Source organism: Sphingomonas sp. 67-41 (assembly GCF_001899725.1).
Taxonomy (GTDB): Bacteria; Pseudomonadota; Alphaproteobacteria; order Sphingomonadales; family Sphingomonadaceae; genus Sphingomonas; species Sphingomonas leidyi.
The window spans coordinates 67493-90544 of the sequence record NZ_MKWJ01000011.1 but is presented as its reverse complement, the minus strand read 5'-3'; the positions used below and the strand labels follow the sequence as shown (position 1 = coordinate 90544).

Sequence of the window (23052 nt, the reverse complement as noted above, 5' to 3'; positions counted from 1 at the left end):
ATGTCGCCCGCCAATCATGGCAACCAAACTCCCCGAGGCGCCCCGCGTGGGCATGGTGTCGCTCGGCTGTCCCAAGAACCTGGTCGACAGCGAGCGGATCCTCACCAAGCTGCGCAGCGACGGCTATGCGATGTCGCCCGACTATGCCGGCGCCGATGTCGTGCTGGTCAACACGTGCGGCTTCCTGGACAGCGCCAAGGAGGAATCGCTCGAGGCGATCGGCGAGGCGATCGCCGAGAACGGCCGGGTGATCGTCACCGGCTGCATGGGCAAGGAGGCCGAGACGATCCGCGCCCGTTTCCCCAACGTGCTCGCCGTCACCGGTGCGCATCAGTATGAGGAAGTGGTCGGCGCGGTGCACGAGGCGGCCCCGATGCCGCCCTCGCCCTTCGTCAACCTGGTGCCGGACGCGGGCCTGAAGCTCACGCCGCGCCATTACAGCTATCTGAAGATCTCGGAGGGCTGCAACCATCGCTGCGCCTTCTGTATCATCCCGGCGCTGCGCGGCGACCTGGTCAGCCGCCGTCCCGACGCGATCCTGCGCGAGGCGGAGAAGCTGGTCGAAGCCGGGACGAAGGAACTGCTGGTCATCAGCCAGGACACCTCGGCTTACGGCGTCGACATCCGCAAGGAGCCGCGCCTGTGGAAGGGCCGGGACGTGATCCCCCACATGACCGATCTCGCCCGCGAGCTCGGCAGGATCGCGCCCTGGGTGCGGCTGCACTATGTCTATCCCTATCCGCATGTCGACCAGGTCATCCCGCTGATGGCCGAGGGGCTGATCCTCCCCTATCTCGACATCCCGTTCCAGCACGCCAGCCCGAGCGTCCTGCGCTCGATGAAGCGCCCGGCGAACGAAGCCAAGGTACTCGAGCGGCTGAAGAAGTGGCGCGAGATCGCGCCGGACCTGACGATCCGCTCGACCTTCGTGGTCGGCTTCCCCGGCGAGACCGAAGCGGACTTCCAGTACCTGCTCGACTGGCTCGACGAGGCCCAGCTCGACCGGGTCGGCGCGTTCCGCTTCGAGCCCGTCGAGGGTGCGGCGGCCAATACCCTGCCCGGCGCGGTGCCGGAAGAGGTGAAGGAAGAGCGCTACGCCCGGATCATGGCGAAGACCGCGGCGATCTCGGCCGCCAAGCTTCAGGCCAGGATCGGCCGCACGCTCGAAGTGATCATCGACGAGGTCGGCGAGGAAGGCGGCGCCACCGGCCGCAGCCAGGCCGATGCCCCGGAGATCGACGGCGAGGTGTTCCTGCGCGACGCCGGGCATCTCGGCCAGGGCGATATCGTCCGGGTCGAGATCGAGGATGCCGACGAGCATGACCTCTACGGCGTGCCGCTGGCCTGACGCAAGCAAGGCGGTGCCCGGGGGCACCGCCCGCCCCCTAGAGTCCGTAGCGCTCAGCGCGCCTTGGCGTTCAGCCCGACCACCGCTTCCACGGCCGTCGCCACGGCGAGGCCGCCGAAGAACGCCGTCAGGCCGGTGGCCATCAACCCCTGATCGCGCAGCATCGGCTCGAACAGGTTGACGGCGATCACGCCACCCACCGCCCCGAGAATGCCGTCGACCAGCCGCCACCAGGGCTCGGGATCCGGATGCGGCGGACGCGGCCAGCGCCACCAGCCCGGCCATTTGGTGCCGCACCATCCCATCATCGCTGCGAATGCAAATAACATGGCAATTCCCTCCCAATATTAGGTGAGTAAAATGCTATTGTTATGCCGCCACCCTGTCAGGGTCATACCATTTATCTACTTGGTATAAAACACATAGCATCGAGTTCACCGGGGAGACATTCTCCGGCTTTACTAACAGGTAATTACACCGTTCCGGCGTAACGCATGACCGGGTCGTGCCGATTCCATGCCGCTCGGGCAAGGCGCGCATGCCAAACGGAAAGATGACGGAAACAGCATGCTGGCCTAAGCTCGCGCGACATCGCTCCGGAGGCCCAATGTTCCGATCCGCCCTTGCCGCCGCTCTTCTCGTCGCCACTCCCGCCGCCGCGCAGCAGCTCACTGCCGACGAAGCCGCCAGGGTCGACACGATCGTCGCCGATGCGCTCAGATCGTCCGGCGCCCCCTCCGCCTCGGTCGCGATCGTGCGCGACGGCAAGATCGTCTTCGCCAAGGCCTATGGCGATCAGGGTCCGGGGATGAAGGCGACCAGCCCGGCGGCGAAGTACCAGATCGCATCGATCTCGAAGCAGTTCACCGCGGCGGCGATCCTGCTGCTCGAGGACGAAGGCAAGCTCGGCCTCGACGACAAGGTGTCGAAATGGGTGCCCGACATCACCGGCGCCGACCGGATCAGCATCCGCCAGTTGCTCAGCCACACCGCCGGCATCCAGGATTACTGGCCGCAGGACTATGACTTCGCCGCGATGCAGAAGCCGGTCACACCCCAGCAGATCCTCGATCGCTGGGCGAAGAAGCCGCTCGATTTCGAGCCGGGCAGCGCCTGGCAATATTCGAACACCGGCTATGTCGTCGCCGGCATGATCATCGAGAAGGCGTCGGGCATGAAGCTGCTCGACTATCTCCAGAAGAAGATCTTCAAGCCGCTCGGCATCGACGCGATGGATCAGGACTATGCGGTGGGCAAGGGCTTCCCGCAGGGCAATCATCGCTTCGCGCTCGGGCCCGTCCGTGCGGCCCGTCCGGCGGCGCATGGCTGGCTATGGGCGGCGGGCGAGCTCGCCATGTCGGCCAGCGACCTCGCCAAATGGGACATCGCCCGGATCGACCGCAAGATCCTGAGCCCCGAGGACTGGGCGACGCAGGAAACCGCGATCAAGCTCACCAACGGCACCGATACCCATTATGGCCTCGGCGTCTCGGTCGGCAACCGCGCGGGCGACAGGACCGTCGAGCATGGCGGCGAAGCCGTGGGCTTCCTCTCCGACAATTTCGTGATGCCCGAGAAGCGCTTCGCCGTGGTCGCGCTGGTCAATGCCGATTTCGGCGGCGCGCAGGACGCGATCACCGGCGGGATCACCGATCTCCTCCATCCGCTTCCCCCGCCCGTCCCCGTCATCTCGACGGACCTCTATCGCGATCAACTCGCGCGCAAGCTGTTCGACCAGCTCCGCACCGGCACGCTGGACCGGTCGCAACTCACCGAGGACGCCAGCTACTATTTCACTGCCCAGGCAACCGGGGATTACTACACCAGCCTCTTCGCGCTGGGCGATCCGGTGAGCTTCACGCCGCGCGGCAAGCCGCGGCTGCGCGGCGGATTCGTCAATCGCAACTACGACATCGTCTATGCCGATGGCCGCAAGCTGATCGCCATCACCTATGCCGAGCCGGATTTTCACGGAAAGTTCGAGCAGTTCCTGATCCAGCCGAGGGACTGATGCGCCTTCCCGCCCTGGCCGCCGCCGCGTTGTTCGCCGCCAGCCCGCCCGATGCGGCGACGGTACGGCCCGTGGACCCGCTGACCGTGCAGGACGACGACTTCGCCCGGCATCGCGACCCCGCGGCGTGGCAGGGGCTCACTGTCTCGGCCCTGGAATTTCGCGAGGAGCGTGCGCGCTGGCGCCTGTGGCGCATCGCCAATGCGAAACACCCCGGGGGACCGCTCTTCTTCGTGCCGCACGACAACGAGAATGCCGGGTTCGAAGCCGGATTGGTGGCCGTGCGGAAATATGGCGGCGTGCTGATCGCGATCGACTCCGGCATCGCGCCCGGCGGCGACGGCAGGCGCCTCAACGAAGCCGTCGATTACGGCAGGCCGATCGACCCCAATCGCAATTTCGACACCGCGCTCCCCGGCTATGCGCACAATATCCTGGCCGATCTGGCGCACGGTGCCTGGCCGATCATCGCGCTCCATACCAACGCCAGGGGTTTCGAAACGGCGGGCTCGCACTGCAACAAGGGCGATCCGGAGGGCAGCGGGATCATCTCGATCCGCTATTGCGACGATACGCTGATCCCCAGCCCCTCGATATCGAAGGCCTGGCCGTTCGACGATGACGACACCGTCGCATTCGCCACCTTCCTCGCCAGGGACCCGCCGGGCGCCGCCTTTTGCCGAGACGCGATGGTCGGCGCGGATTTCAACGTCGTGCAGGAGCGCGTGGTGACGAGCGACGGCTCGCTCTCCAACTATGCCGTGCTGCACGGCCTCGCCTATCTCAACTTCGAGACGCTCGACCGGGGCCTGGATCCGGCCGAGCTCGCCCTGGCGCGCGACCGGCTGAGCTTCATGATCGATCGTGCGATCGCCCTGTGCGCGCCGCAGGTGAAGGCGCTGCGCTGAACGCCGGCGCCGGCCGGCCTGGCCCTTACCTGCCCTTGCCGCCCCGCATGATCGGCGGACTCCGCATCGTTTCGACGAACGCGTCGCTTGCCTTGCGGTCTATGGAAAGGCGAAGCAGGCAATGGGAGCAGGTCGCCTCCCCGGTGCGCAGAAACTCCGCAAAATCGATATGGACGAGCTTGCCGCACTGGGGACAAGGGAATCCAGGGACCTCATTTACCTTCACGGGGACCTCTCCTTCCTACGGCAAGGAGCGTAGCGCGCGCCCGCGGTCCTGCAAGACCGCGAGGCGCTCATGGCAGCGCATAGGCCACTACCTCGTCCCCCACCGGCGTCTCCATGAAATGATGGCCGCCGGCATAGATGACCAGATACTGCCTGCCGTTCGCCTCATAGGTGATCGGCGTCGCCTGCCCGCCCGCCGGCAGCACGGCCTTCCACAGCGTCTTGCCGGTCTTCAGGTCGATCGCGCGGATCAGGTTGTCGGTCGCCGCCGCCACGAAGATCAGCCCGCCCGCCGTCACCACCGCGCCGCCATTGTTGGGCGTGCCGATCGTCACCGGCAGCATCGAGGGAATGCCGAACGGCCCATTGGTGCGCGCCTCGCCGAAGGGGCGGTCCCAGATCGTCTTGCCGCTGGCCATGTCGATCGCGCGGATCCCGCCATAGGGCGGCCGCTTGCAGAGCAGCCCGGTGAACGGCATCCGCCAGCCGGCATTGACGTTGATCGCATAGGGCGTGTTCGCCTGCGGATCGCCCGCACCCTCGGCACCGCCGATCCTGCCCCGCGCCTGGTCGCGCGGCGCCCAGCCGAGCCTGTCGGCCTCGGCGCGCGGCACGAGACGGACATAGTTGGGCATGTCGTTGTAGTTGGCGACGATCACTCCGCGCTGCGGATCGACCGCGACGCCACCCCAGTCGGTCCCGCCATTATAGCCCGGATACTGGATCGAATGCCGGTCGGCCTCGGGCGGGGTGAAGAAGCCCTTGTAGCTCGCCCGGCGGAAATTGATCCGGCAGAGCATCTGGTCGATCGGCGACATGCCCCACATGTCGCGCTCGGCAAGGTCGGGCTTGCGCAGCGTATGCCACAGCGACACGCGCTGGGTGGCCGTGCGCTGCTCCGGCTCGACGCCGCCGCCCGGCACCTTCATCTCGCCCACCGGCGTGAGCGGCTGGCCGCTGCGGCGATCGAGGATGTAGATATCGCCCTGCTTCGACGGCAGGATCAGCGCGGGCGCGCCCTTATAGTCGACCAAGGTGGCCTGGGCGCCGAAATCATAGTCCCACACGTCATTGCGCACTGCCTGGAAGCGCCATCTGGGCTTGCCGGTGGTCACATCGAGCGCCACCAGCGAAGTCGCGTAGAAATTCTCCTCCGGCCGGCGCAGCGACGAATAATAGTCGGCCGCGGCATTGCCCATCGGGAGATAGACGAGCCCGAGCTGCTCGTCGCCGCTCGCCATCGTCCACACGTTCGGCGTGCCGCGCGCCCATTCCTGCCCGGCGGGCGGCGCGCCGTTCCAGTCCGGATGCATCATGTCCCAGGCCCAGCGCAGCTGGCCGGTGACGACGTCGAACCCCTGGATCACGCCCGACGGCGCCCAGCGATCCTGCCCGTCCAGCACCTGATGGCCGGTGACGAGCACCCCGCGGACGAGCGTGGGCGGCGAGTTGATCGAGACGAAGCCGGCGGGAACCTTGCCCATGCCCTGCTTGGCATCGACCTGGCCATTCGTGCCGAAATCGGCACAGGGCTTGCCGCTCTTCGCATCGACCGCGATCAGCCGCGCATCGAGCGTGCCCTCGATCACCCGCGTCGCACAGGCCTGGTTCGCCGGCGCATTGGGCACGGCGTAATAGACCACGCCGCGGCACGCCGCGGTATAGGGGATCGCATCGTCCGGCACCTTTGGATCGTAGCGCCATTTCTCCATGCCCGTCGCCGCGTCGAGCGCGAGCAGGATGTTCTTGGGCGTGCAGATGTACAGGCTGTCGCCCACCTTGAGCGGCGTGTTCTCGGCGCCATAGGTCTTCCGGATCATCGCGGAGGACGGCAGGTCGCCGGTATGGGTGAGCCATGCCTGCTTGAGCTTCGACACGTTCGCCGGCGTGATCTGGACGAGCGGCGAATAGCGCCTGGCGCTGGTGGTGCCGCCATAGACGGGCCAGTCGGCGCCGGTCTGCTGGCCGGAGGGGTCGACCATCCCCGCGGTCCCCGGCGAAGGCAGGCCGGCAAGCACAGGATCGGGTTGGCCGGCCGCGGCGGCCCAGAAGTTGATCACGGTGAGCAGCAGCGCCACCCCGACACCGCCCAGCGCCAGCCGCCACTTGCCCGGCGCCGGGGTGAGCGTCGGCAGCACCAGGATCACTGCGACGGCGAGCACTACCGGCGCGACCACGCGCGGCACCTGGGCCCAGGGATCGGGCCCGACTTCCCACCAGGCCCATAGGATGCTGGCGACGACGATGGCGAGGTAGAGCCAGCCTCCGCTCATCCGCCCGCGGATCAGCAGCCAGCCCGACCACAGCATCAGCGCACCGGTGAGTAGATAATAGAGCGAGCCGCCCAGCACCGCGAGCCAGGCCCCGCCGATCGCGAGCACCAGCCCGATCAGGCCGATCGCCGCACCGACGATCGTCGCGGCGATGCTGCGGAGACGCGGCTTTTCCTCCACCGGCTCGAGATAGGGGATGCGCTCCCCTTCATAGCGCGTGTCGGTCATCGCTTGCTCCCTGTTGCCCGCGGACGAATTGGAAACCGGGAGCGCAACGATTGAGTTCCATCCCGGGGGAAAATTCTTGCCCGGCCACGGACTGCCCGCGCGTATCGGCCGTCACCCCTGCCAAGGCGGGAACGGCCGCGGCTGGATAGATCGCGGAAAGGAACAAAAGCCCCCTAGCCCTCGCCGCCGCCATTACCTAGATCAACGCCCATGCCTGATCCCAACACGCTCGTTCAGCCCGACAAGGGCCAGCCCGCCCGCACCATCCATGTGATCGACGCCAAGGGTTTCGATGCCTGGCTCGCCGCCCAGCCGCCGCGCCATCGCACCGCGGCCGCCGCGCAGAAGCTGGTGCCCAGTGCCTATGCCAGCGCGATCCTGCCCGGCGACGGCGCGGAGGACTGGTCGGTGGTGAGCGTCGTCGCCAATGCGGAGCGCCTGTCGGTGTGGTGCCTCGCCAAGCTCGCCGAAACGCTTCCGGAAGGGACGTACCGCATCGAAGGCGTCGACCCCGGCAAGGCGATCCATGGATGGCTGGCCGCCCAGTACAAGTTCGATGCCTACAAGAAGGACGAGAAGGCGCCGGTCGGCCCGCGCGTGCTGCTCACTTCCGAGCCTGCGCGGATCGAGGAAGCGGTGCGCATGGCCAATGCCACATACAAGCTGCGCGACCGGATCAACACCGGCGCCAACGACATGGGCCCGGCCGACCTCGAGGCCGCCGCCGCCGAACTGGTCAAGGCCCATGGCTGCCAGCTGACGGTGGTGAAGGGCGACGAGATCGAGAAGGGCTATGGCCTGCTCTGGGCAGTCGGCAAGGCCGCCGGCAAGGGCCGCGAGCCGCGGCTGATCGAGATCGAATGGGGCAACCCCGAGCATCCGAAGGTCGCGATCATCGGCAAGGGCGTGTGCTTCGATTCGGGCGGGCTCGACATCAAGCCCGCCGCCGGGATGCGGCTGATGAAGAAGGACATGGGCGGCGCGGCGCACGCGCTGGCCACCGCCGAGCTGATCATGGCGTCGCGCCTGCCGGTGCGACTGCACATGCTCGTCCCCGCGGTGGAGAATTCGATCAACGGCGAAGCGACGCGCCCGGGCGACATCATGCGTTCGCGCAAGGGCATCACGGTGGAGAACAGCAACACCGACGCCGAGGGCCGCCTGATCCTGGCGGATGCGCTGACCAAGGCCGAGGAAAAGGGCCCGGAACTGGTGATCGACTATGCGACGCTCACCGGCGCCGCCCGCGTCGCGCTGGGGGCCGACCTGCAGGCGCTGTTCGCCAATGACGACACGCTGGCGAGCGAGCTGCTGGCCGCGGCGGAGACCGAGGCGGATCCGATGTGGCGCCTGCCGCTCTACGATCCGTACAAGGAGATGCTGAAGTCGGACGTGGCCGATATGGTCAATGCGGCCGAAGCCCCGTTCGGCGGCGCGCTGACCGCCGCGCTGTTCCTCAAGGAGTTCGTCCCCGAAAAGGCGCAATGGGCGCATCTCGACATCTTCTGCTGGAACGGCAGCCACAAGCCGGGCCGTCCCAAGGGCGCCGAGGCAGTGAGCCTGCGCGCCGTGTGGAAGGTGCTGAAGGACCGCTACGCGAAGTGAACCCGGCCCTCCCCTCCCTTGCCGGGAGGGGCTGCGGGTCCGGCCGGGCCGAGCTCGGCGGGGCGACGATATTGCGGCCCGGCCTCGCCGAATATAGGCTCGGCGGGTGAAGGGCCGCTTGACAAGATATCACCGGGTCGCCGCGCTTGCGGAAGCGCCCACGCCAGCCCGCAGGCTGGTGGCCGCATGCACGGCCGGCGCGCTCGCCTTCCTCATCACCTTCTTGCTCCTGGGCGCCTTGTGGGGAGCAAGGGAGCTTGTCCTGCTGTGCGCTTCCGCTGCCTTCGGCATCGCGGCTGCCGCCGCCGCGGGGAAGACCAGGCGCGGACTGGCCGTGGTCTATGGCGTCCTCGGGGCCCTTTGGCTGCTTGCGGAGATTCTGGCCCTGGCGCTGGGGAGCATCGCGGCCGGACTTGGATGAGCATCCGCACCCAAAGCACCTGCCGCGCCCGCGGCCCACTGGCGCAAACCGCCGCTAGATATCCATCCGGACAAGGGCGCGCACGGTGAAGAAAGCCTGAAGAGCGGCCACGCCTGCGAATATGGCCAACGCGAACATCTGGTAGCTGCTGCCGATATCCCCGCGAAAGATACCGGCCACGAACACCAGCCAGGCGGGCAGCCCGATCAGCGTGGTGATCCATTTCACCCAACGAGGCAGCATCTCCCACTGGCCGATCCGGCGGGTGCGGAAATCCTCGTCTTCATCCGACATCGGAAGATGCTCGCACGCCGCGAGCGATGTCCGCAAGGGAGCATTCGGTGCCCCCCGGGGCATATCCTAGAACACCAGCTTGCGGGCGAAGAACGGCAGCATCTCGGTGTAGATGCGCCCCTCCTCGCCCCAGTGCCGATCCCCCCAGCCGCCACGATATTCCTCGGCTTCATAGGGTATGCCGAACGCATCGAGCGTGCGGGTGAAGGCCTGGAGCGAGACGATATGGTCGGGGTTGGCGTCTTCCCGCCCCCAGTCGAACATGAAGCCGCGCAGGCGCTTCAGATTATCCGCATGCGCCGGCACCTGGCGCTCGAGGAAGAAACTGGCGTTGAGCCGCTCGGTGAGCGCCGGATCCACTTCCAGCCTGCCGTTCTTCAGCCGCGCCGGCGGGTCGAAGAACAGCGGCGCGCGCGCCGCATCGGGCAGATGCGCCTGGAAGATCGAGGTGAAGATCAGCGAGAAGCCGTCGCCGCGCAGGTCGTCGATGCCCTTGGCGTCCCGAAGCAGCTGCCAGTTGGGCCGCGAGAACATCGTCTGCAGCCCCGGCCCCATGCCGATCGGATGCAGCGCATAGACCGCGCCGAAGACCTCGGGATGGCGCATCGCCAGGCGGATCGCGCCGTGCCCGCCCATCCGGTCGCCCGCAATCCCGCGCGAATCCCGCGAAGCCAGGGTGCGATAGCGCGCATCCACCCAGGCGACGAGCTCGCCGGAGAGGAAGTCCTCCCAATTCCCGGTCGCCGGCGAGTTGACGTACCAGGAGCCGCCTGCCGGGGTGGTGCAGTCGACGGTCACGACGATCACGCCGCCGATCACGCCCCGCGCCACCGCCTGGTCGAACAGCGCCTGTGCCCCGTTGTTCGCCCAGGGCGCCCGGTCGTCCTCGAAGAAATTGCCGAGATAATAGACCACCGGGAAACGCTTCGTGCGGTTCGCGGCATAGCCGTCGGGAAGATAGACGGTGACGCCGCGTGCGCTCGGCAATCCGGCGGCATTGCCCCTCAGGCTGGCCGCGTCGATCCGCCCATGGTCGAGCGTGCTCGCGCCGACGGGCGCGGCGACCAGGGCGAGCAGGCAGGCGAACCAGGCGAGAAGCGGCATCGGACCCTCCCGTGAACCGCGCGCATGCTATGCGGATGGCGGCGCGGCACAAGCCTGCTCCACCATGGCGGTGCGATCTGCTAGGGATGCGCCATGCAGGCCAGGCACCCCAATCTCACCCTCACCGCCTGCATCCTGGCCTCCAGCCTCGCGTTCATCGACGGATCGGTCACCAATGTCGCGCTGCCGGCGATCGGGGCGGACCTGCACGCGACGCCCGCCGAGCTGCAATGGACGATCAATGCGTACATGCTGCCGCTCTCGGCCCTGCTGCTGATCGGCGGCGCGGCGGGGGATCATTTCGGGCGCCGCCGCCTGCTGGTGCTCGGCATCGCGCTGTTCACGGCGGCCTCGATCGCCTGCGCGGTGGCGGCGGACCTCACCCTGCTGCTTGCCGCCCGTGCCGTGCAGGGGATCGGCGCGGCGATCCTGCTGCCCAACAGCCTCGCGACGCTGGGCCATGCCTTTACCGGCGAGGCACGCGGCAAGGCGATCGGCACCTGGGCCGGCGTCGGCGCGATCGCAGGTGCGGTCGGCCCGCCGCTCGGCGGCTGGCTGGTCGATGCGATCGGCTGGCGCGCGATCTTCTATGTCAACGTGCCGGTGGCACTCGCCGCGATCTTCATCGCGATGCGCTATGTCGAGGAGAGCGCCGAGGGCGACCTGCCGCTCGACCTGCCCGGCGCCGCCGCCGCGACGCTGGCATTGGGCGCGATCACCTGGGCGCTCACGCTCTGGTCGAGCCATCACGCGCTGGACGCGCCGGTGGCGATCGGCCTCGTCACCGGCGCGCTCGCCATCGGCCTGTTCCTGTGGGTCGAGCACGCCCGCGGCGACCGGGCGATGATGCCGGTGGCGATGTTCGGCTCGCGCGCCTTTGCCGGGCTCACCCTGCTCACCTTCCTGCTCTACGGCGCGCTGGGCGGCGTGCTGTTGCTGCTTCCCTATGTCCTCATCCAAGCGGGCGGCTATTCGGCGCTCCATGCCGGCTTCGCGCTGTTGCCGATGCCATTGGGGATGGGAATCGCCAGCCGCGTGATGGGCAAGGTGACCGCTCGGATCGGCCCGCGCTGGCCGCTCACCATCGGCCCGTTGATCGTCGCCATCGGCTTCGCGCTGCTGCTGCGCGTCGATGCCGACGCGCCCTACTGGACCTCGGTGTTCCCCGGCGCGCTTGCCATCGCGATCGGCATGGCGAGCGTCGCGGCGCCGCTCACCACGGCGGTCCTGGCCTCGGTCGACGAGACGCATACCGGCACGGCGTCCGGCTTCAACAGCGCGATCGCGCGCACCGGCGGCCTGATCGCCACCGCGATCGCCGGCGCGGTGATCGCTGCGGCGGGTGCCGGGCTGGTCAGCGCCTTTCACATGGGGGCGCTGGCCGGCGCCGCGGCGGCGGCGCTCTCGGGCGTGACCGCCTATCTGACCCTCGGCGAAATCAGGAAACCGACGCAGCCCCCCGAAGGATCGGCACGAACTTCTCTGCGGTGAGGCTCGCGCCGCCGACCAGCGCGCCGTCGACATTGTCGAGCGCCAGGATCTGCGCGGCATTCGCCCCGGTCACCGATCCACCATAGAGGATGCGGATGCCGTCGGCCTTGGCCTCGCCGATCATCATGCGCAGCTTGGCGCGCAGGATCGCGTGCATCGAGGCGATCTCGTCGGGCGTCGGCGTCTTGCCGGTGCCGATCGCCCAGCGCGGCTCATAGGCAAGCGTGAGCCAGCTTGGATCGGCATCGTCGGGCAGCGATTTCTCGATCTGCGACTGGACGATGCGCTCGGCCCGGCCCGCCGCCCGCTCGGCCTCGAGCTCGCCGCAGCACAGGATCACCCCAAGGCCGTGCCGATGCGCGGCGGCGGCCTTCATATAGGCATCGTGGCTGGTCTCGTGCTGGTCGCCACGGCGTTCGCTATGGCCGACGATGGTCAGGGTCGCCCCCTCCTCCACCAGCATCGGCGCGGAGATGCAGCCGGTATGCGCACCCTGATCGGCCTCGTGCAGGTCCTGCGCGCCGATCGGCAGGCTGCCGGCAACCTGCGCCGCGGGATGGATCAGCGTGAAGGGCACGCAGAGCGCCACGTCCACCGCCGGCGTTGCGGCGGCCGCGGCCGCGATCGCTTCGATCTCCGGCAGTTGCGCACGCAGCCCGTGCATCTTCCAATTCCCGGCCACCAACTTGCGGCGCATCACCCAACCTCCCGTTTTGATTATTTCGTTCGCGGATAGCAGGCGCGGGCGTTCGCACAAGCTTGATGGCGGCGGATGAGCGCCCTAAAGCACCGGGAAACGCGTCTCCAACGATCGGCCCTTCATGCTCAGCTTCTTCCGCAATTTCACCAAGTCGCGCTACGGCCTGATCGCGGTGTTCCTCTTCCTTGGCCTCATCGCCATCGCCTTCGCCGCCGGCGACATCACCGGCATCCGCAACTCGGGCGGCGGCGCGACGAGCAGCACCCTGGCCACGGTAGGCGGCGAGAAGATCAAGGACACCGACGTGAAGGACCGGATCGACCGGTTCATCCGTAACCTCCAGCGCGAGGGCCAGAGCGTGACGATGGCGCAGTTCCTCGCGCAGGGCGGGCTCGATGTCGCGATCGACGAGATGATCAACCAGGCCGCGCTGGTGGAATTCGCGAAGAAGTCCGGCATGCAGGTCTCGAAGAAGCTGATCGACACCGAGATCGCCAGCAACCCGTCCTTCGCCGGCATCGACGGCAAGTTCAGCCAGCAGAATTTCGAGAAGGTGCTCGCCGACAATCGCCTGGCGCCCGCCCTCTTCCGCGAGAGCATGATGCGGGAGCGCTTCGGCAACTGGCTGATCAACCGGGCGACGATCGGCACCGACATTCCGAACGGCGTGGTCGCGCCCTATGCCTCGCTGCTGCTCGAGCGCCGCGCCGGCATCGTCGGCATGGTCAACACTGCCCAGATGGATCCGGGCGCCGATCCCGACGACAAGGCACTCAACGCCTATTATGTCAGCCACCGCGCCCGCTATCTGGTGCCCCAGCGCCGCATCGTCCGCTATGCGACGGTGATGCCGGACCAGATCCGCGCCCAGCAGACCGCGACCGAGGCCGAGATCGCCGATGCCTATAAGAAGGCCGGCACCCGCTTCGCCGCGACCGAGAAGCGCGGCGTGCGCCAGCTGGTCGTGCTCGACCAGGCGACCGCCAACAGGATCGCCGGCGAAGTGAAGGGCGGCAAGGCGCTGGCCGCCACCGCCCAGGCCGCCGGCCTCGAGCCGAGCAACTTCGAGGGCGTCGAGAAGGCCGAGCTCGGCCGCCAGACCACCGCCGCGATCGCCGATGCCGCCTTCGCCGCCGCGCAGGGCGGCGTCGTCGGCCCGATCAAGTCGCAGCTCGGCTGGCATATCCTGGTCGTCGAGAAGATCGAGAAGATCGCCGCCAAGTCGCTCGACCAGGCGCGCGAGGAGCTTTCGACCGAGATCACCCAGCGCAAGACCGCGCAGGCGCTGGCGGACATCCGCCAGAAGATCGAGGACGGCGTGGGCGACGGCAAGAATTTCGCCGAGCTGCTGGCCGATGCCAAGCTGACCGCGCAGGTCACTCCCGCGCTCGCCGCAGGCGGCATCGATCCCGACAACGAAGCATATAAGCCCGACCCCGCCACGGCCGCGATCATGCGCGGCGGCTTCGCAATGGAGAATCCCGACGACGATTCGCAGATCGTGCAGGTCTCGCCCGAGGGCGGCTTCGCGATCGTGAAGCTCGACCGGATCGTCGCTGCCGCCCCGCGCCCGCTCGCCGGCATCCGCGACAAGGTGAAGGGCGACTATCTGACCGACAAGGCGCTGGAGAAGGCGAAGGCCGTCGCCACCGCGGTCGTCGCCGCGCTCAACAAGGGCGTGCCGATGGAGAAGGCGCTGGCCGATGCGGGCGCCAAGGGACCGCCGCCCAAGCCGTTCGACTTCAAGCGCCAGGAAATCGCGCAGAAGGAGAACTTCATCAAGATGGCCTTCAGCATGCAGCCGAAGACCGCCCGCATGCTCGACGCGCCCAACCGCAGCGGCTTCTACATCGTGTATCTGGGCACGGTGGAGCCGCATGACGCGTCGGGCGACGCCATGGCGATGGCGGGCATGCGCAGCGCGCTGCAGCAGCAGATTCCCGCCGAATATGCCCGCGAGTTCATCCGCGCGATCCGCGGCGACCTGAAGGTCACCCGCAACGAGGCGGCGATCGCTCGCCTGCGCGCCGACCTGACCCGCCAGGGCGCTCGTTAAGGGCGTGCCGCACGGCGTCGAGGGGATCGAAGCCGCCCGCGCGGCACTTGCCGCCGGGCGGCCGGCGCTGCTCTGGCGGCGCCAGATCGCGGACACGGAGACCCCGGTCGCCGCCGCGCTCAAGCTGATCGAGCCCGGCCGGGGCGATTTCCTGCTCGAATCGGTCGAGGGCGGATCGGTGCGCGGGCGCCACAGCCTGATCGGCCTGGCGCCCGACCTCGTCTTCCGCGCAACCGGCAACGAAGCGGCGATCAATGCCGAATGGCTGACCGACCGGCATGCCTTCCGGCCGTGCGCCGAGCCCGCGCTGGACGCCTTGCGCGCCCTCGCCGCCCGCTGCCGCACCGACGTGCCGCCCGAACTGCCGCGCGCGCTCGCCTGCCTGGTCGGCTATTTCAGCTACGAGACAGTGGGCCTGGTCGAGAAGCTGCCGCGCCCGCCCGAGAACCCGATCGGCGTGCCCGACATGATGTTCGTGCGCCCCACGGTGGTGCTGGTGTTCGACCGGCTTGCCGATGCGCTGTTCCTGGTGGCCCCGGTCTGGCCGGACGGGAATGTGGACCTGGCCGCCGAGCGGATCGATGCGGTGGCGGCGCAACTCGCCGGGGCAACGCTCCCGGCCCCGGTCCGCGCCGAGCCCGAGGAGGTGCGCCTCGCCCCCGTGCTGCGCCCGGGCCGCTATGGCGAGATGGTCGCCGCGGCGAAGGAGTATATTTCGGCGGGCGACATCTTCCAGGTGGTGCTCGCCCAGCGCTTCACCACGCCCTTCGCGCTGCCGCCCTTCGAGCTCTATCGCGCGCTGCGCCGGATCAACCCCTCGCCCTTCCTCTACCATCTCGACCTGCCGGGCTTCGCACTTACCGGATCGAGCCCGGAGATATTGGTGCGGGTTCGCGACGGCGAAGTGACCATCCGCCCGATCGCCGGCACGCGCCCGCGCGGCAAGACCGCGGCCGAGGACGAGGAGAACCGCGCCAGCCTGCTCGCCGACCCCAAGGAGCGCGCCGAGCATCTGATGCTGCTCGACCTGGGCCGCAACGATGTCGGCCGCGTGGCGGAGGCAGGCAGCGTGCGGGTGACCGACAGCTATGCGGTCGAATTCTACAGCCATGTGATGCACATCGTCTCGAACGTGGTCGGCCGGCTGGCACCGGGCAAGGACGCGCTCGACGCGCTGTTCGCGGGCTTCCCCGCGGGCACGGTGAGCGGCGCGCCCAAGGTGCGCGCCTGCGAGATCATCGCCGAGCTGGAGCCCGAGACGCGCGGCCCCTATGCCGGCGGCGTCGGCTATTTCTCGCCCGACGGCTCGATGGACAGCTGCATCGTGCTCCGGACTGCGCTGGTGAAGGACGGGACGATGCACGTCCAGGCCGGCGCCGGCATCGTCGCGGACAGCGATCCGGCATATGAGCAGCGCGAGTGCGAGGCCAAGGCGGGCGCCCTGTTCGCGGCGGCGTGCGAGGCAGTCAGGCAGGCCGGCGAAGCCGGGTTCGGGCAATAGCCGACTCCCTCTCCCCCGCGGGAGAGGGAGAGACGAAGATCACGGCACCTGCGCGTCCTTGGCCTTCTGGTCGAGCCGCTCCTGATACCATTGGCGGATCATCTGGCGGGTGCAGCCGGTCTGGCCGCCCATGCCCACCGGCGAGCAGCTGTTGGGCAGCCCGGCGCGATTGACTTCCTCCACCGTCTCCACCCGGTTGGTCCAGGCCTGGGACGCCGCATCGTCCTTGGGCTGGTTCCGGAAGCGCTTGGGAATGCGATAGGGCGATTCGCCGGCATTGGCGCACACCACGATCTCTTCCTCGCTCTGCGGCTTGGGGCATTCCTCCTGCCCGTAGAGCAGGATGCTGCGCACCCGCTTGGGCGGGCCGCTGCTATCGGTATTCTGCGACTGCTTGCCGTCCTGCGCCATGGCGGGCCCCGCGAGCAACGCGGCGGCAACGAGCAAACGAACGATCATGAGCACTCCTTCCGGCGCAACAACGCCCCTCGCCGCCCGGCGTGCCGTCTCACTATGGCAAGCCCAAGGCACGCGGCGTCTTGCCTCCGCGTCTTTTGCCCCTAAGTGGCACGGATGATCCGGCCGATCGCCCCCGCCGGCGCCTTCCTGCTGCTTGCCGCCTGCGCCTCCAACGGCAGCATCGACGCGGCGTGCCGCGACATCCGCTTCGAAGGCAGCCGCTTCACCGTGTGCCGCGCCGATCCGCAGAAGCACGAGCTGATGCTGGTCGACAAGGGCAAGGACGGCCGCCCGATGCGCGACTTCACCGGGCTCGAGCCGCGGCTGGGCCCGCGCCACCCGCGCATCGCCTTCGCGATGAACGCCGGCATGTTCGATGCGTCCGGCCTGCCGATCGGCTATTATGTCGAGGACGGCGCCGAGCAGAAGCCGCTCAACCGGCGCCCCGGCCCCGGAAATTTCCACATGCAGCCGAACGGCGTGTTCTGGGGCGATGCGAAGGGCTGGCACGTCGCCACCACCGACGATTTCGCGAAGAACAAACCCGATCACGTCCGTTTCGCCACCCAGTCGGGGCCGATGCTGCTGATCGACGGCCAGCTCCATCCCAAGCTGGCCGAGAACGGCACTTCGCTCCAGGTGCGCAACGCAGTCGGGGTCGGGCTGAACGGCAGCGCCTGGTTCGCGATCAGCAACGAACCGGTGTCGTTCGGCCGCTTCGCCCGGCTGTTCCGCGACCGGCTCGCCGCGCCCGATGCACTCTATCTCGATGGTGCCGTCTCCCGCCTGTGGGACCCGGTGTCCGACCGGCTGGACGGCGGCGCACCGATCGGGCCGATTGTCGTAGCGTTCCAGACGCGGTAGCGCGTTCCACCATGATCCTCGTCATCGACAATTACGACAGCTTCACCTGGAACCTGGTCCATTATCTGATGGAGCTGGGCACCGACGTGCAGGTGGTGCGCAACGACGCGCTCACCGCGCGGGACGCCGTCGCCAGCAATGCCCAGGCGTTCCTGATCTCGCCCGGCCCCTGCACGCCCAACGAAGCGGGGATCAGCCTCGATCTCGTCGCCGCCTGCGCCGACCTTGGCAAGCCGCTGCTCGGCGTCTGCCTCGGCCATCAGGCGATCGGCCAGCATTTCGGCGGATCGGTGGTCCGCGGCGGGCTGATGCACGGCAAGACGAGCCCGGTGAGCCATGACGGCACCGGCCTGTTCGAAGGCTTGCCCTCGCCCTTCACCGCGACGCGCTACCATTCGCTGATCGTCACCGACATTCCCGAGGATCTGGTGGTCAACGCCACTGCGGACGACGCGCATGTGATGGGCTTCCGGCACAGGACGCTGCCGATCCACGGGGTACAGTTCCATCCGGAGAGCATCGCCACCGAACATGGCCATGCGATGCTGGCGAACTTCCTCCGGATCGCCGGGATCGGGGCGGGCGCGCTCGCCTGACGCTAGGATAATTTGCGACAAATTCGGCCGTCCGCCGACATAGTCGCGCGACGTTCGCCCGCGATTTTCTCCAGCCTGGCCCGATTCCGGGCGGGAAGGAGAACGCAATGGACCACAAGCTGCAGCTGGTCAGCGCGACGCTCGCTGGCGTGCTGGTCACCGTGGCGGCGGGCGGCATCGCCTCCGCCAGCATGGGTCACGCCCGAAACGGGGCCGGGGGCCAGTTCGCCCGCGCCGATGCCGATGGCGACGGCACGATCACCCGCGCCGAATGGATCGCGGCGGCCACTGCCCGCTTCGACAAGCTCGACGTCAACAAGGACGGCAAGCTCACTCCCGACGAGATGCCGCCGCGCCATGGCCGCCACCATGGCGGATGCGCCCTGGATGGCGACGGCGACGCGCCCTCCGACAACGCGAGCTGATCGATCCGGAGGCCATTGCGCGCGACCTCGCGATCGACCCCGAGGGCCGCCGCTTGATCGAAGCGGGCTAGGGAAAGGCCACGATGCTGCCGTCGAGCGGCAGTTCGTCGCGGTGGAGGCGCGCGCCGGGCGCCCGCACGCGAACCGGCACCGCCGGGTCGAAACTATCCTCGATCGTCGCCTCCCCGAGCAGCGTGAACCGATCGATGACGAAGGGCAGCCCCTCCGATCGCTCGAAGCCCGGCCGGTCGCTGATGTGGAAATGGAGATGCGGAGCGCCCGCGCTCCCGGTCTGGCCGAGACGGCCGATCGCCGTGCCGCGGCGCACGCGCTGGCCGGGCCGCACCTGCACGCTGCCGGCCTGCAGATGGGCGTAGTGCGCATAGACGCCCGGCGCGATCCGCAGGACGACGAAATTGCCGTACAGGCTGCGCGCGGTGAGGTCGTCCGGCACTTGCTGCGGCGCCAGCGGCTTGCCGTTCGGAACGCCGTCGCGCGCATCGACCACCACACCGTCGCCCACTGCGAACACGTCCCGGCCATAGCCGATCCAGTCCGCATCCACGGTGGCCGCCGGCGAGGCATGCGCGCCGCGAATCGAATGGCTGCCGGCGTCCAGCCCGAACCAGTCGATCGCATAGCGCTGCGGGATGCTCAGCGTGCCGTCGATCGCGACCATGCTGCCCCAATGATGCGACAGATGATTGCCCGGCCCCTCGACCGCCAGCCAGCGCCCGCCGCGCAGGGGCGGCCCGATCCGCACCGGCGCCGCCGCGACCACGGGCGTCCGCACGTCGTCGGCGCGCTGTACCGCGCCCTTGTCGGCACGGAAGGTCAGCTGGTGCCGCAGCGACGCGGGCCGCATGCCGGGCGGCAAGGCGAGCCAGAGGAAGAACGTCCGGCTCGCGCCGTCGGCGATCGGGATGCCGTCCTGCCGCGCCTCGTCCGCCGCCTGCGGGCCGAGCAGCGCCCATAGCGCCGCGCCTTCCAGCGTCTTCAGCGGTGTCCGCGCATCGCCCGCGAAGATCGCCAGGCGAGTCAGCCGGAGCGGCGCATCGCCCGAATAATGGCTGGTGACCTGCAGCTCATAGGCGAGGTGACGCGCGCCGTCGCTGCCGGCAACCGGGCGCGGCGCCACGCGGATCCGCGCTTCCATCTGCGCCTGATGGACCGGCTCGCTCCGATCCTGCCCCGTCGGCGCGGCGATCGTCAGCAACAGGGCCAGCGCCTGCACCAGAGGGGAGACCATATCGACGCGAAGTCCCAAGGTTGAACGCCTTCAAGACGATGCCCCGGCGATCCGGTCAAGCCGCTTCCGCTCCAGCCGGACTTCACACCGCCTCCAGCAGGATTTGCTCGACTTCGCCCCGCCCAAGGGCCGATAGAGCCCGCGTGACGCCATTTGCCCTCCTTCCCGATCCCGCGACGCCGCTTGCCCGCGAATCCGCCGCCCAGGCCTTTGCCGACATTCTCGACGGCAATGTGCCCGAGCCCGAGATCGAGCGCTTTCTGATCGACCTGTCGGTGCGCGGCGAGACCAGCATCGAAATCGCCGAGGCGGCGCGGGCCATGCGCGCCCGGCTGATCCCGATCACCGCCCCCGCAGGCGCGATCGACGTTTGCGGCACCGGCGGCGACGGGCACCACACGCTCAACGTCTCGACCGCGGTGAGCCTGGTCGTCGCCGCGGCGGGCGTGCCGGTCGCCAAGCATGGCAACCGCGCCGCCTCGTCCAAATCGGGCGCCGCCGACACGCTGGAGGCGCTTGGCCTCGATCTCGACCGCGCCGGCGCCCGGGCCGAGGAATCGCTCCACGAACTCGGCATCGCCTTCCTGTTCGCCCAGGCGCATCACCCCTCGCTGGCGCGGATCGGGCCGCTGCGCCGCCGCATCGCCCGCCGCACCATCTTCAACCTGATGGGTCCGCTGGCCAATCCCGCCCATGTCCGCCGCCAGCTGATCGGCATCGCCCGCCCGGACTATGCGCCGATCTATGCCGAGGCGCTCCAGCAGCTCGGCGTGGATTCCGCCGCGATCGTCTCGGGCGAGGAAGGGCTGGACGAACTCTCGACCGAGCGGGCCAGCGTCGTGGTCAGCATCGGCAGTTCGGGCCTGCCGGCGCGGATCGTCCCCGAGGATGCCGGCCTGCCCCGCCACCCCCTGACGGCCATTCGCGGCGGCGGCCCGGAATACAATGCCCTCGCCCTGCACCGCCTGCTCCAGGGCGAGCACGGCCCCTATCGCGACGCCGTCCTGCTCAACGCCGCCGCCGCGCTGGTGGTCGCCGGCCAGGCGAGCGACTTGCGCGAAGGCGTCGAGGAAGCCGCCGAAGTGATCGACAAGGGGCTTGCCAAGGCCCTGCTCGACTGCTGGATCGCCTTTTGATGTCCACGATCCTCGACAAGATCATCGCCACCAAGCACGACGAGGTCGCCGCGCGCCGCCGCGCCACCTCCGTCGCCGACCTGCACGGCCTTGCCCTCGCGCGCACGCCGCCCCGCGGCTTCCGGGCCGCGCTCGATGCCCGGGCCGCGGCGGGCGGCTATGGCCTGATCGCCGAGATCAAGAAGGCCAGCCCCTCCAAGGGCCTGATCCGCGCCGATTTCGATCCACCCGCCCATGCCCGCGCCTATCAGGCCGGCGGCGCCGCCTGCCTCTCGGTGCTCACCGATCTCGAATATTTCCAGGGGCATGAGGAGTATCTGATCGCCGCGCGCGCCGCCTGCGACCTGCCGGTGATCCGCAAGGACTTCATGGTCGATCCGTGGCAGGCGCTCGAATCGCGCGCGATCGGCGCCGATGCGATCCTGATCATCGTCGCCGCGCTCGAGGATGCGCAGATGGCCGAGATCGAGGATGCGGCGCTCGGCCTTGGCATGGACGTGCTGGTCGAGGTGCACGATGCCGCCGAGCTCGAACGGGCGCTTCGGCTCCGCTCGCGATTGATCGGCGTGAACAATCGCAATCTCAAGACCTTCGAAGTCGATGTCCAGAAAACCTACGAACTCGTCGCCCATGCGCCGGCCGACTGCACCTTTGTCGCCGAGAGCGGGCTGAACGGCCGCGCCGACCTGGACGCGATGGCCGCGCACGGCATCCGCTGCTTCCTGATCGGCGAGTCGCTGATGCGCCAGGACGATGTGGAAGCCGCAACCCGGGCCCTGGTGGGATGAGCGGGGCGCGCGCAACTTCCCTCTTCCCCTCGGGGAACGGGAAATGACGGACCTCACCCATCTCGACGAAACCGGCGCGGCGCGCATGGTGGATGTCGCGGGCAAGGCCGTCACCCTGCGCGAGGCAGTCGCCACCGGGCGGATCGCGATGTCGGCGGAGGCAGCCGCCGCGATCCGCGCCGGGGCGGTGAAGAAGGGCGACGTGCTCGCCACCGCCCGCATCGCCGGGATCATGGCCGCCAAGCGCACTGCCGAATTGATCCCGCTCTGCCATCCCCTGCCGCTCACCCGGGTCGCAGTCGACCTAGCGCCCGACGAGGCGGGCGTGACGGTCACCGCCACTGCCGCCGCCGAGGGACAGACGGGCGTCGAGATGGAAGCGCTCACCGCCGTCTCCACTGCGCTGCTCACGCTCTACGACATGGCCAAGGCGCTCGACCGGGCGATGGTGATCGGCGAGATTCGCCTGCTCTCCAAGAAGGGCGGCAAATCGGGCGACTGGGCGGCCTGAGGTCGCGCTCGGATCAGCGGATCCCGTCTCAATCAGCAAACCCCGTCATCCCGCGCTGGCGGGGATGACGAAGCGATGTCAGGGCGAGGCAAGGGCGAGAAAATGCGTGACAGCGCCGTCGAATCGAAATAGTTAGCCAATAACCTAACTATCAGAGGATGCCATGACCCTTCAGCTCTTCGGCCACCCCTTCTCGTCCTACACCTGGAAGGCGCTGATCCCGCTCTACGAGAACGGCACCGCCTTCACCTTCCGCAACCTGGAGGACGCCGAGGCCAATGCCGAGTTGGAGGCGCGCTGGCCGCTCAAGCTCTTCCCGGTCCTGGTCGAAGGCGACCGCACGGTGCTCGAGGCGACTGCGATCATCGAATATCTTCACGTCCATCACCTCGGCCCGGTGCCGATGATCCCCGCCGATGCCGATATCGCCGTGCAGGCCCGGATGCTCGACCGGATCTTCGACAATTACGTGATGGGCACGATGCAGAGGCCGGTGCTCGACGCGCTGCTGCCCGAGGAACGGCGCGATCCCGTCGGCCTCGGCGAGGCGATGGCGCGGCTCGACAAGGTCTATGCCTGGCTCGACGCCCATCTGGCCGGGCGCGTCTGGGCGGTGGGAGACAGCTTCACCCTTGCCGATTGCGCCGCTGCGCCCTCGCTCTTCTATGCCGATTGGGTACGCCCGATCCCCGAGGCACTGGCCAATCTGCGCGCCTATCGCGCCCGCCTGCTCGCCCGCCCCTCGGTCGCCCGCTGCGTCGAGGAAGCCCGGCCCTATCGCGCCTATTTCCCGTTGGGGGCGCCGGATCGGGATTGAGGGTTCGGCGCGCGCATTAGGAATTCCGCAACCCTGCGGATT

At 68.6% G+C, this 23052-nt stretch carries 22 protein-coding genes; 15 read left to right on the top strand and 7 right to left on the bottom strand.

The window, feature by feature from the left end; genetic code table 11:
* The first annotated feature begins 16 nt into the window (after positions 1-16).
* Positions 17-1348: a 30S ribosomal protein S12 methylthiotransferase RimO gene (rimO, locus tag BGP17_RS06165; RefSeq protein WP_167298553.1), complete on the top strand. Its 1332-nt coding sequence runs from the start codon at positions 17-19 to the stop codon at positions 1346-1348.
* A 53-nt stretch (positions 1349-1401) separates the two neighbouring features.
* On the opposite strand, the gene BGP17_RS06160 is transcribed toward rimO, so the two are convergent.
* On the bottom strand, positions 1402-1677 hold the full coding sequence (locus BGP17_RS06160) for a hypothetical protein (protein ID WP_286711374.1): 276 nt from the start codon (positions 1675-1677) through the stop codon (positions 1402-1404).
* A gap of 278 nt (positions 1678-1955) precedes the next feature.
* On the opposite strand from BGP17_RS06160, the gene BGP17_RS06155 reads away from it, so the two are divergent.
* Entirely contained in the window at positions 1956-3359 is a 1404-nt protein-coding gene (locus BGP17_RS06155; protein WP_286711373.1) for a serine hydrolase domain-containing protein, read from the top strand.
* Complete coding sequence (locus BGP17_RS06150; RefSeq protein WP_286711372.1) at positions 3359-4267, top strand: hypothetical protein; 909 nt, start codon at positions 3359-3361, stop codon at positions 4265-4267. The genes BGP17_RS06155 and BGP17_RS06150 overlap by 1 nt, the downstream gene beginning before the upstream one ends.
* 293 nt (positions 4268-4560) lie before the next feature.
* Here BGP17_RS06150 and BGP17_RS06145 read toward each other — a convergent pair whose 3' ends face one another.
* Positions 4561-6993, bottom strand: coding sequence for a membrane-bound PQQ-dependent dehydrogenase, glucose/quinate/shikimate family (locus BGP17_RS06145; protein ID WP_286711371.1), 2433 nt, complete (start codon positions 6991-6993; stop codon positions 4561-4563).
* A 210-nt stretch (positions 6994-7203) separates the two neighbouring features.
* Between BGP17_RS06145 and BGP17_RS06140 the strand changes: the two genes are divergently transcribed.
* Positions 7204-8598, top strand: a complete 1395-nt coding sequence (locus tag BGP17_RS06140) for a leucyl aminopeptidase family protein (protein ID WP_286711370.1) — start codon at positions 7204-7206, stop codon at positions 8596-8598.
* 106 nt (positions 8599-8704) lie between these two features.
* A complete protein-coding gene (locus tag BGP17_RS06135; RefSeq protein ID WP_208413410.1) occupies positions 8705-9019 on the top strand; it encodes a hypothetical protein in 315 nt (104 codons plus the stop codon).
* Between the two features lie 54 nt (positions 9020-9073).
* Here BGP17_RS06135 and BGP17_RS06130 read toward each other — a convergent pair whose 3' ends face one another.
* Both BGP17_RS06130 and BGP17_RS06125 read right to left on the bottom strand, forming a co-directional pair.
* Entirely contained in the window at positions 9074-9313 is a 240-nt protein-coding gene (locus BGP17_RS06130; RefSeq protein ID WP_286711369.1) for a hypothetical protein, read from the bottom strand.
* A gap of 66 nt (positions 9314-9379) precedes the next feature.
* Positions 9380-10417 carry an alpha/beta hydrolase gene (locus BGP17_RS06125; RefSeq protein WP_286711368.1) on the bottom strand — a complete coding sequence of 346 codons (1038 nt, stop codon included), beginning with the start codon at positions 10415-10417 and terminating at the stop codon, positions 9380-9382.
* Positions 10418-10510: 93 nt separating this feature from the next.
* Between BGP17_RS06125 and BGP17_RS06120 the strand changes: the two genes are divergently transcribed.
* A complete protein-coding gene (locus BGP17_RS06120) occupies positions 10511-11908 on the top strand; it encodes an MFS transporter (protein WP_286711367.1) in 1398 nt (465 codons plus the stop codon).
* Here the strand turns inward: BGP17_RS06120 and tpiA are convergent.
* Positions 11856-12608 carry a triose-phosphate isomerase gene (tpiA, locus tag BGP17_RS06115; RefSeq protein ID WP_286711366.1) on the bottom strand — a complete coding sequence of 251 codons (753 nt, stop codon included), beginning with the start codon at positions 12606-12608 and terminating at the stop codon, positions 11856-11858. The two genes, BGP17_RS06120 and tpiA, sit on opposite strands and share 53 nt — an antisense overlap.
* Before the next feature lie 121 nt (positions 12609-12729).
* Between tpiA and BGP17_RS06110 the strand changes: the two genes are divergently transcribed.
* Complete coding sequence (locus tag BGP17_RS06110) at positions 12730-14664, top strand: peptidylprolyl isomerase (protein WP_286711365.1); 1935 nt, start codon at positions 12730-12732, stop codon at positions 14662-14664.
* A 4-nt stretch (positions 14665-14668) separates the two neighbouring features.
* Positions 14669-16165 (top strand): anthranilate synthase component I, encoded by a 1497-nt coding sequence (trpE, locus tag BGP17_RS06105; RefSeq protein ID WP_286711364.1) that lies wholly within the window; start codon positions 14669-14671, stop codon positions 16163-16165.
* 39 nt (positions 16166-16204) lie between these two features.
* On the opposite strand, the gene BGP17_RS06100 is transcribed toward trpE, so the two are convergent.
* Complete coding sequence (locus BGP17_RS06100) at positions 16205-16624, bottom strand: hypothetical protein (RefSeq protein ID WP_286711363.1); 420 nt, start codon at positions 16622-16624, stop codon at positions 16205-16207.
* A 114-nt stretch (positions 16625-16738) separates the two neighbouring features.
* Between BGP17_RS06100 and BGP17_RS06095 the strand changes: the two genes are divergently transcribed.
* The 3 genes from BGP17_RS06095 (at position 16739) to BGP17_RS06085 (ending at position 18509) form a co-directional block, all read left to right on the top strand.
* Positions 16739-17488 carry a phosphodiester glycosidase family protein gene (locus tag BGP17_RS06095; protein ID WP_286711362.1) on the top strand — a complete coding sequence of 250 codons (750 nt, stop codon included), beginning with the start codon at positions 16739-16741 and terminating at the stop codon, positions 17486-17488.
* Positions 17489-17499: 11 nt separating this feature from the next.
* Positions 17500-18084: an anthranilate synthase component II gene (locus BGP17_RS06090; protein WP_286711361.1), complete on the top strand. Its 585-nt coding sequence runs from the start codon at positions 17500-17502 to the stop codon at positions 18082-18084.
* A 107-nt stretch (positions 18085-18191) separates the two neighbouring features.
* Positions 18192-18509 (top strand): hypothetical protein, encoded by a 318-nt coding sequence (locus BGP17_RS06085; protein WP_167298537.1) that lies wholly within the window; start codon positions 18192-18194, stop codon positions 18507-18509.
* Between the two features lie 67 nt (positions 18510-18576).
* Here BGP17_RS06085 and BGP17_RS06080 read toward each other — a convergent pair whose 3' ends face one another.
* Positions 18577-19776: a M23 family metallopeptidase gene (locus tag BGP17_RS06080; RefSeq protein WP_286711360.1), complete on the bottom strand. Its 1200-nt coding sequence runs from the start codon at positions 19774-19776 to the stop codon at positions 18577-18579.
* A 125-nt stretch (positions 19777-19901) separates the two neighbouring features.
* On the opposite strand from BGP17_RS06080, the gene trpD reads away from it, so the two are divergent.
* The 4 genes from trpD (at position 19902) to BGP17_RS06060 (ending at position 23010) form a co-directional block, all read left to right on the top strand.
* A complete protein-coding gene (trpD, locus tag BGP17_RS06075) occupies positions 19902-20894 on the top strand; it encodes an anthranilate phosphoribosyltransferase (protein WP_286711359.1) in 993 nt (330 codons plus the stop codon).
* Positions 20894-21682 (top strand): indole-3-glycerol phosphate synthase TrpC, encoded by a 789-nt coding sequence (trpC, locus tag BGP17_RS06070; protein ID WP_286711358.1) that lies wholly within the window; start codon positions 20894-20896, stop codon positions 21680-21682. The genes trpD and trpC overlap by 1 nt, the downstream gene beginning before the upstream one ends.
* Before the next feature lie 43 nt (positions 21683-21725).
* The gene (gene moaC, locus BGP17_RS06065; RefSeq protein ID WP_286711357.1) at positions 21726-22193 is read left to right on the top strand and encodes a cyclic pyranopterin monophosphate synthase MoaC; all 468 of its coding nucleotides are present in this window, start codon (positions 21726-21728) and stop codon (positions 22191-22193) included.
* 163 nt (positions 22194-22356) lie between these two features.
* Positions 22357-23010, top strand: coding sequence for a glutathione S-transferase family protein (locus BGP17_RS06060; protein WP_286711356.1), 654 nt, complete (start codon positions 22357-22359; stop codon positions 23008-23010).
* Positions 23011-23052: the final 42 nt, after the last annotated feature.

Bases quoted from the DNA above. Each gene is read 5' to 3' on its own strand.
- rimO (WP_167298553.1), top strand. From the start codon at position 17: ATGGCAACCAAACTCCCCGAGGCGCCCCGCGTGGGCATGGTGTCGCTC.
- BGP17_RS06160 (WP_286711374.1), bottom strand. From the start codon at position 1,677: ATGTTATTTGCATTCGCAGCGATGATGGGATGGTGCGGCACCAAATGG.
- BGP17_RS06155 (WP_286711373.1), top strand. From the start codon at position 1,956: ATGTTCCGATCCGCCCTTGCCGCCGCTCTTCTCGTCGCCACTCCCGCC.
- BGP17_RS06150 (WP_286711372.1), top strand. From the start codon at position 3,359: ATGCGCCTTCCCGCCCTGGCCGCCGCCGCGTTGTTCGCCGCCAGCCCG.
- BGP17_RS06145 (WP_286711371.1), bottom strand. From the start codon at position 6,993: ATGACCGACACGCGCTATGAAGGGGAGCGCATCCCCTATCTCGAGCCG.
- BGP17_RS06140 (WP_286711370.1), top strand. From the start codon at position 7,204: ATGCCTGATCCCAACACGCTCGTTCAGCCCGACAAGGGCCAGCCCGCC.
- BGP17_RS06130 (WP_286711369.1), bottom strand. From the start codon at position 9,313: ATGTCGGATGAAGACGAGGATTTCCGCACCCGCCGGATCGGCCAGTGG.
- BGP17_RS06125 (WP_286711368.1), bottom strand. From the start codon at position 10,417: ATGCCGCTTCTCGCCTGGTTCGCCTGCCTGCTCGCCCTGGTCGCCGCG.
- BGP17_RS06120 (WP_286711367.1), top strand. From the start codon at position 10,511: ATGCAGGCCAGGCACCCCAATCTCACCCTCACCGCCTGCATCCTGGCC.
- BGP17_RS06110 (WP_286711365.1), top strand. From the start codon at position 12,730: ATGCTCAGCTTCTTCCGCAATTTCACCAAGTCGCGCTACGGCCTGATC.
- BGP17_RS06100 (WP_286711363.1), bottom strand. From the start codon at position 16,624: ATGATCGTTCGTTTGCTCGTTGCCGCCGCGTTGCTCGCGGGGCCCGCC.
- BGP17_RS06095 (WP_286711362.1), top strand. From the start codon at position 16,739: ATGATCCGGCCGATCGCCCCCGCCGGCGCCTTCCTGCTGCTTGCCGCC.
- BGP17_RS06090 (WP_286711361.1), top strand. From the start codon at position 17,500: ATGATCCTCGTCATCGACAATTACGACAGCTTCACCTGGAACCTGGTC.
- BGP17_RS06085 (WP_167298537.1), top strand. From the start codon at position 18,192: ATGGACCACAAGCTGCAGCTGGTCAGCGCGACGCTCGCTGGCGTGCTG.
- trpC (WP_286711358.1), top strand. From the start codon at position 20,894: ATGTCCACGATCCTCGACAAGATCATCGCCACCAAGCACGACGAGGTC.
- moaC (WP_286711357.1), top strand. From the start codon at position 21,726: ATGACGGACCTCACCCATCTCGACGAAACCGGCGCGGCGCGCATGGTG.
- BGP17_RS06060 (WP_286711356.1), top strand. From the start codon at position 22,357: ATGACCCTTCAGCTCTTCGGCCACCCCTTCTCGTCCTACACCTGGAAG.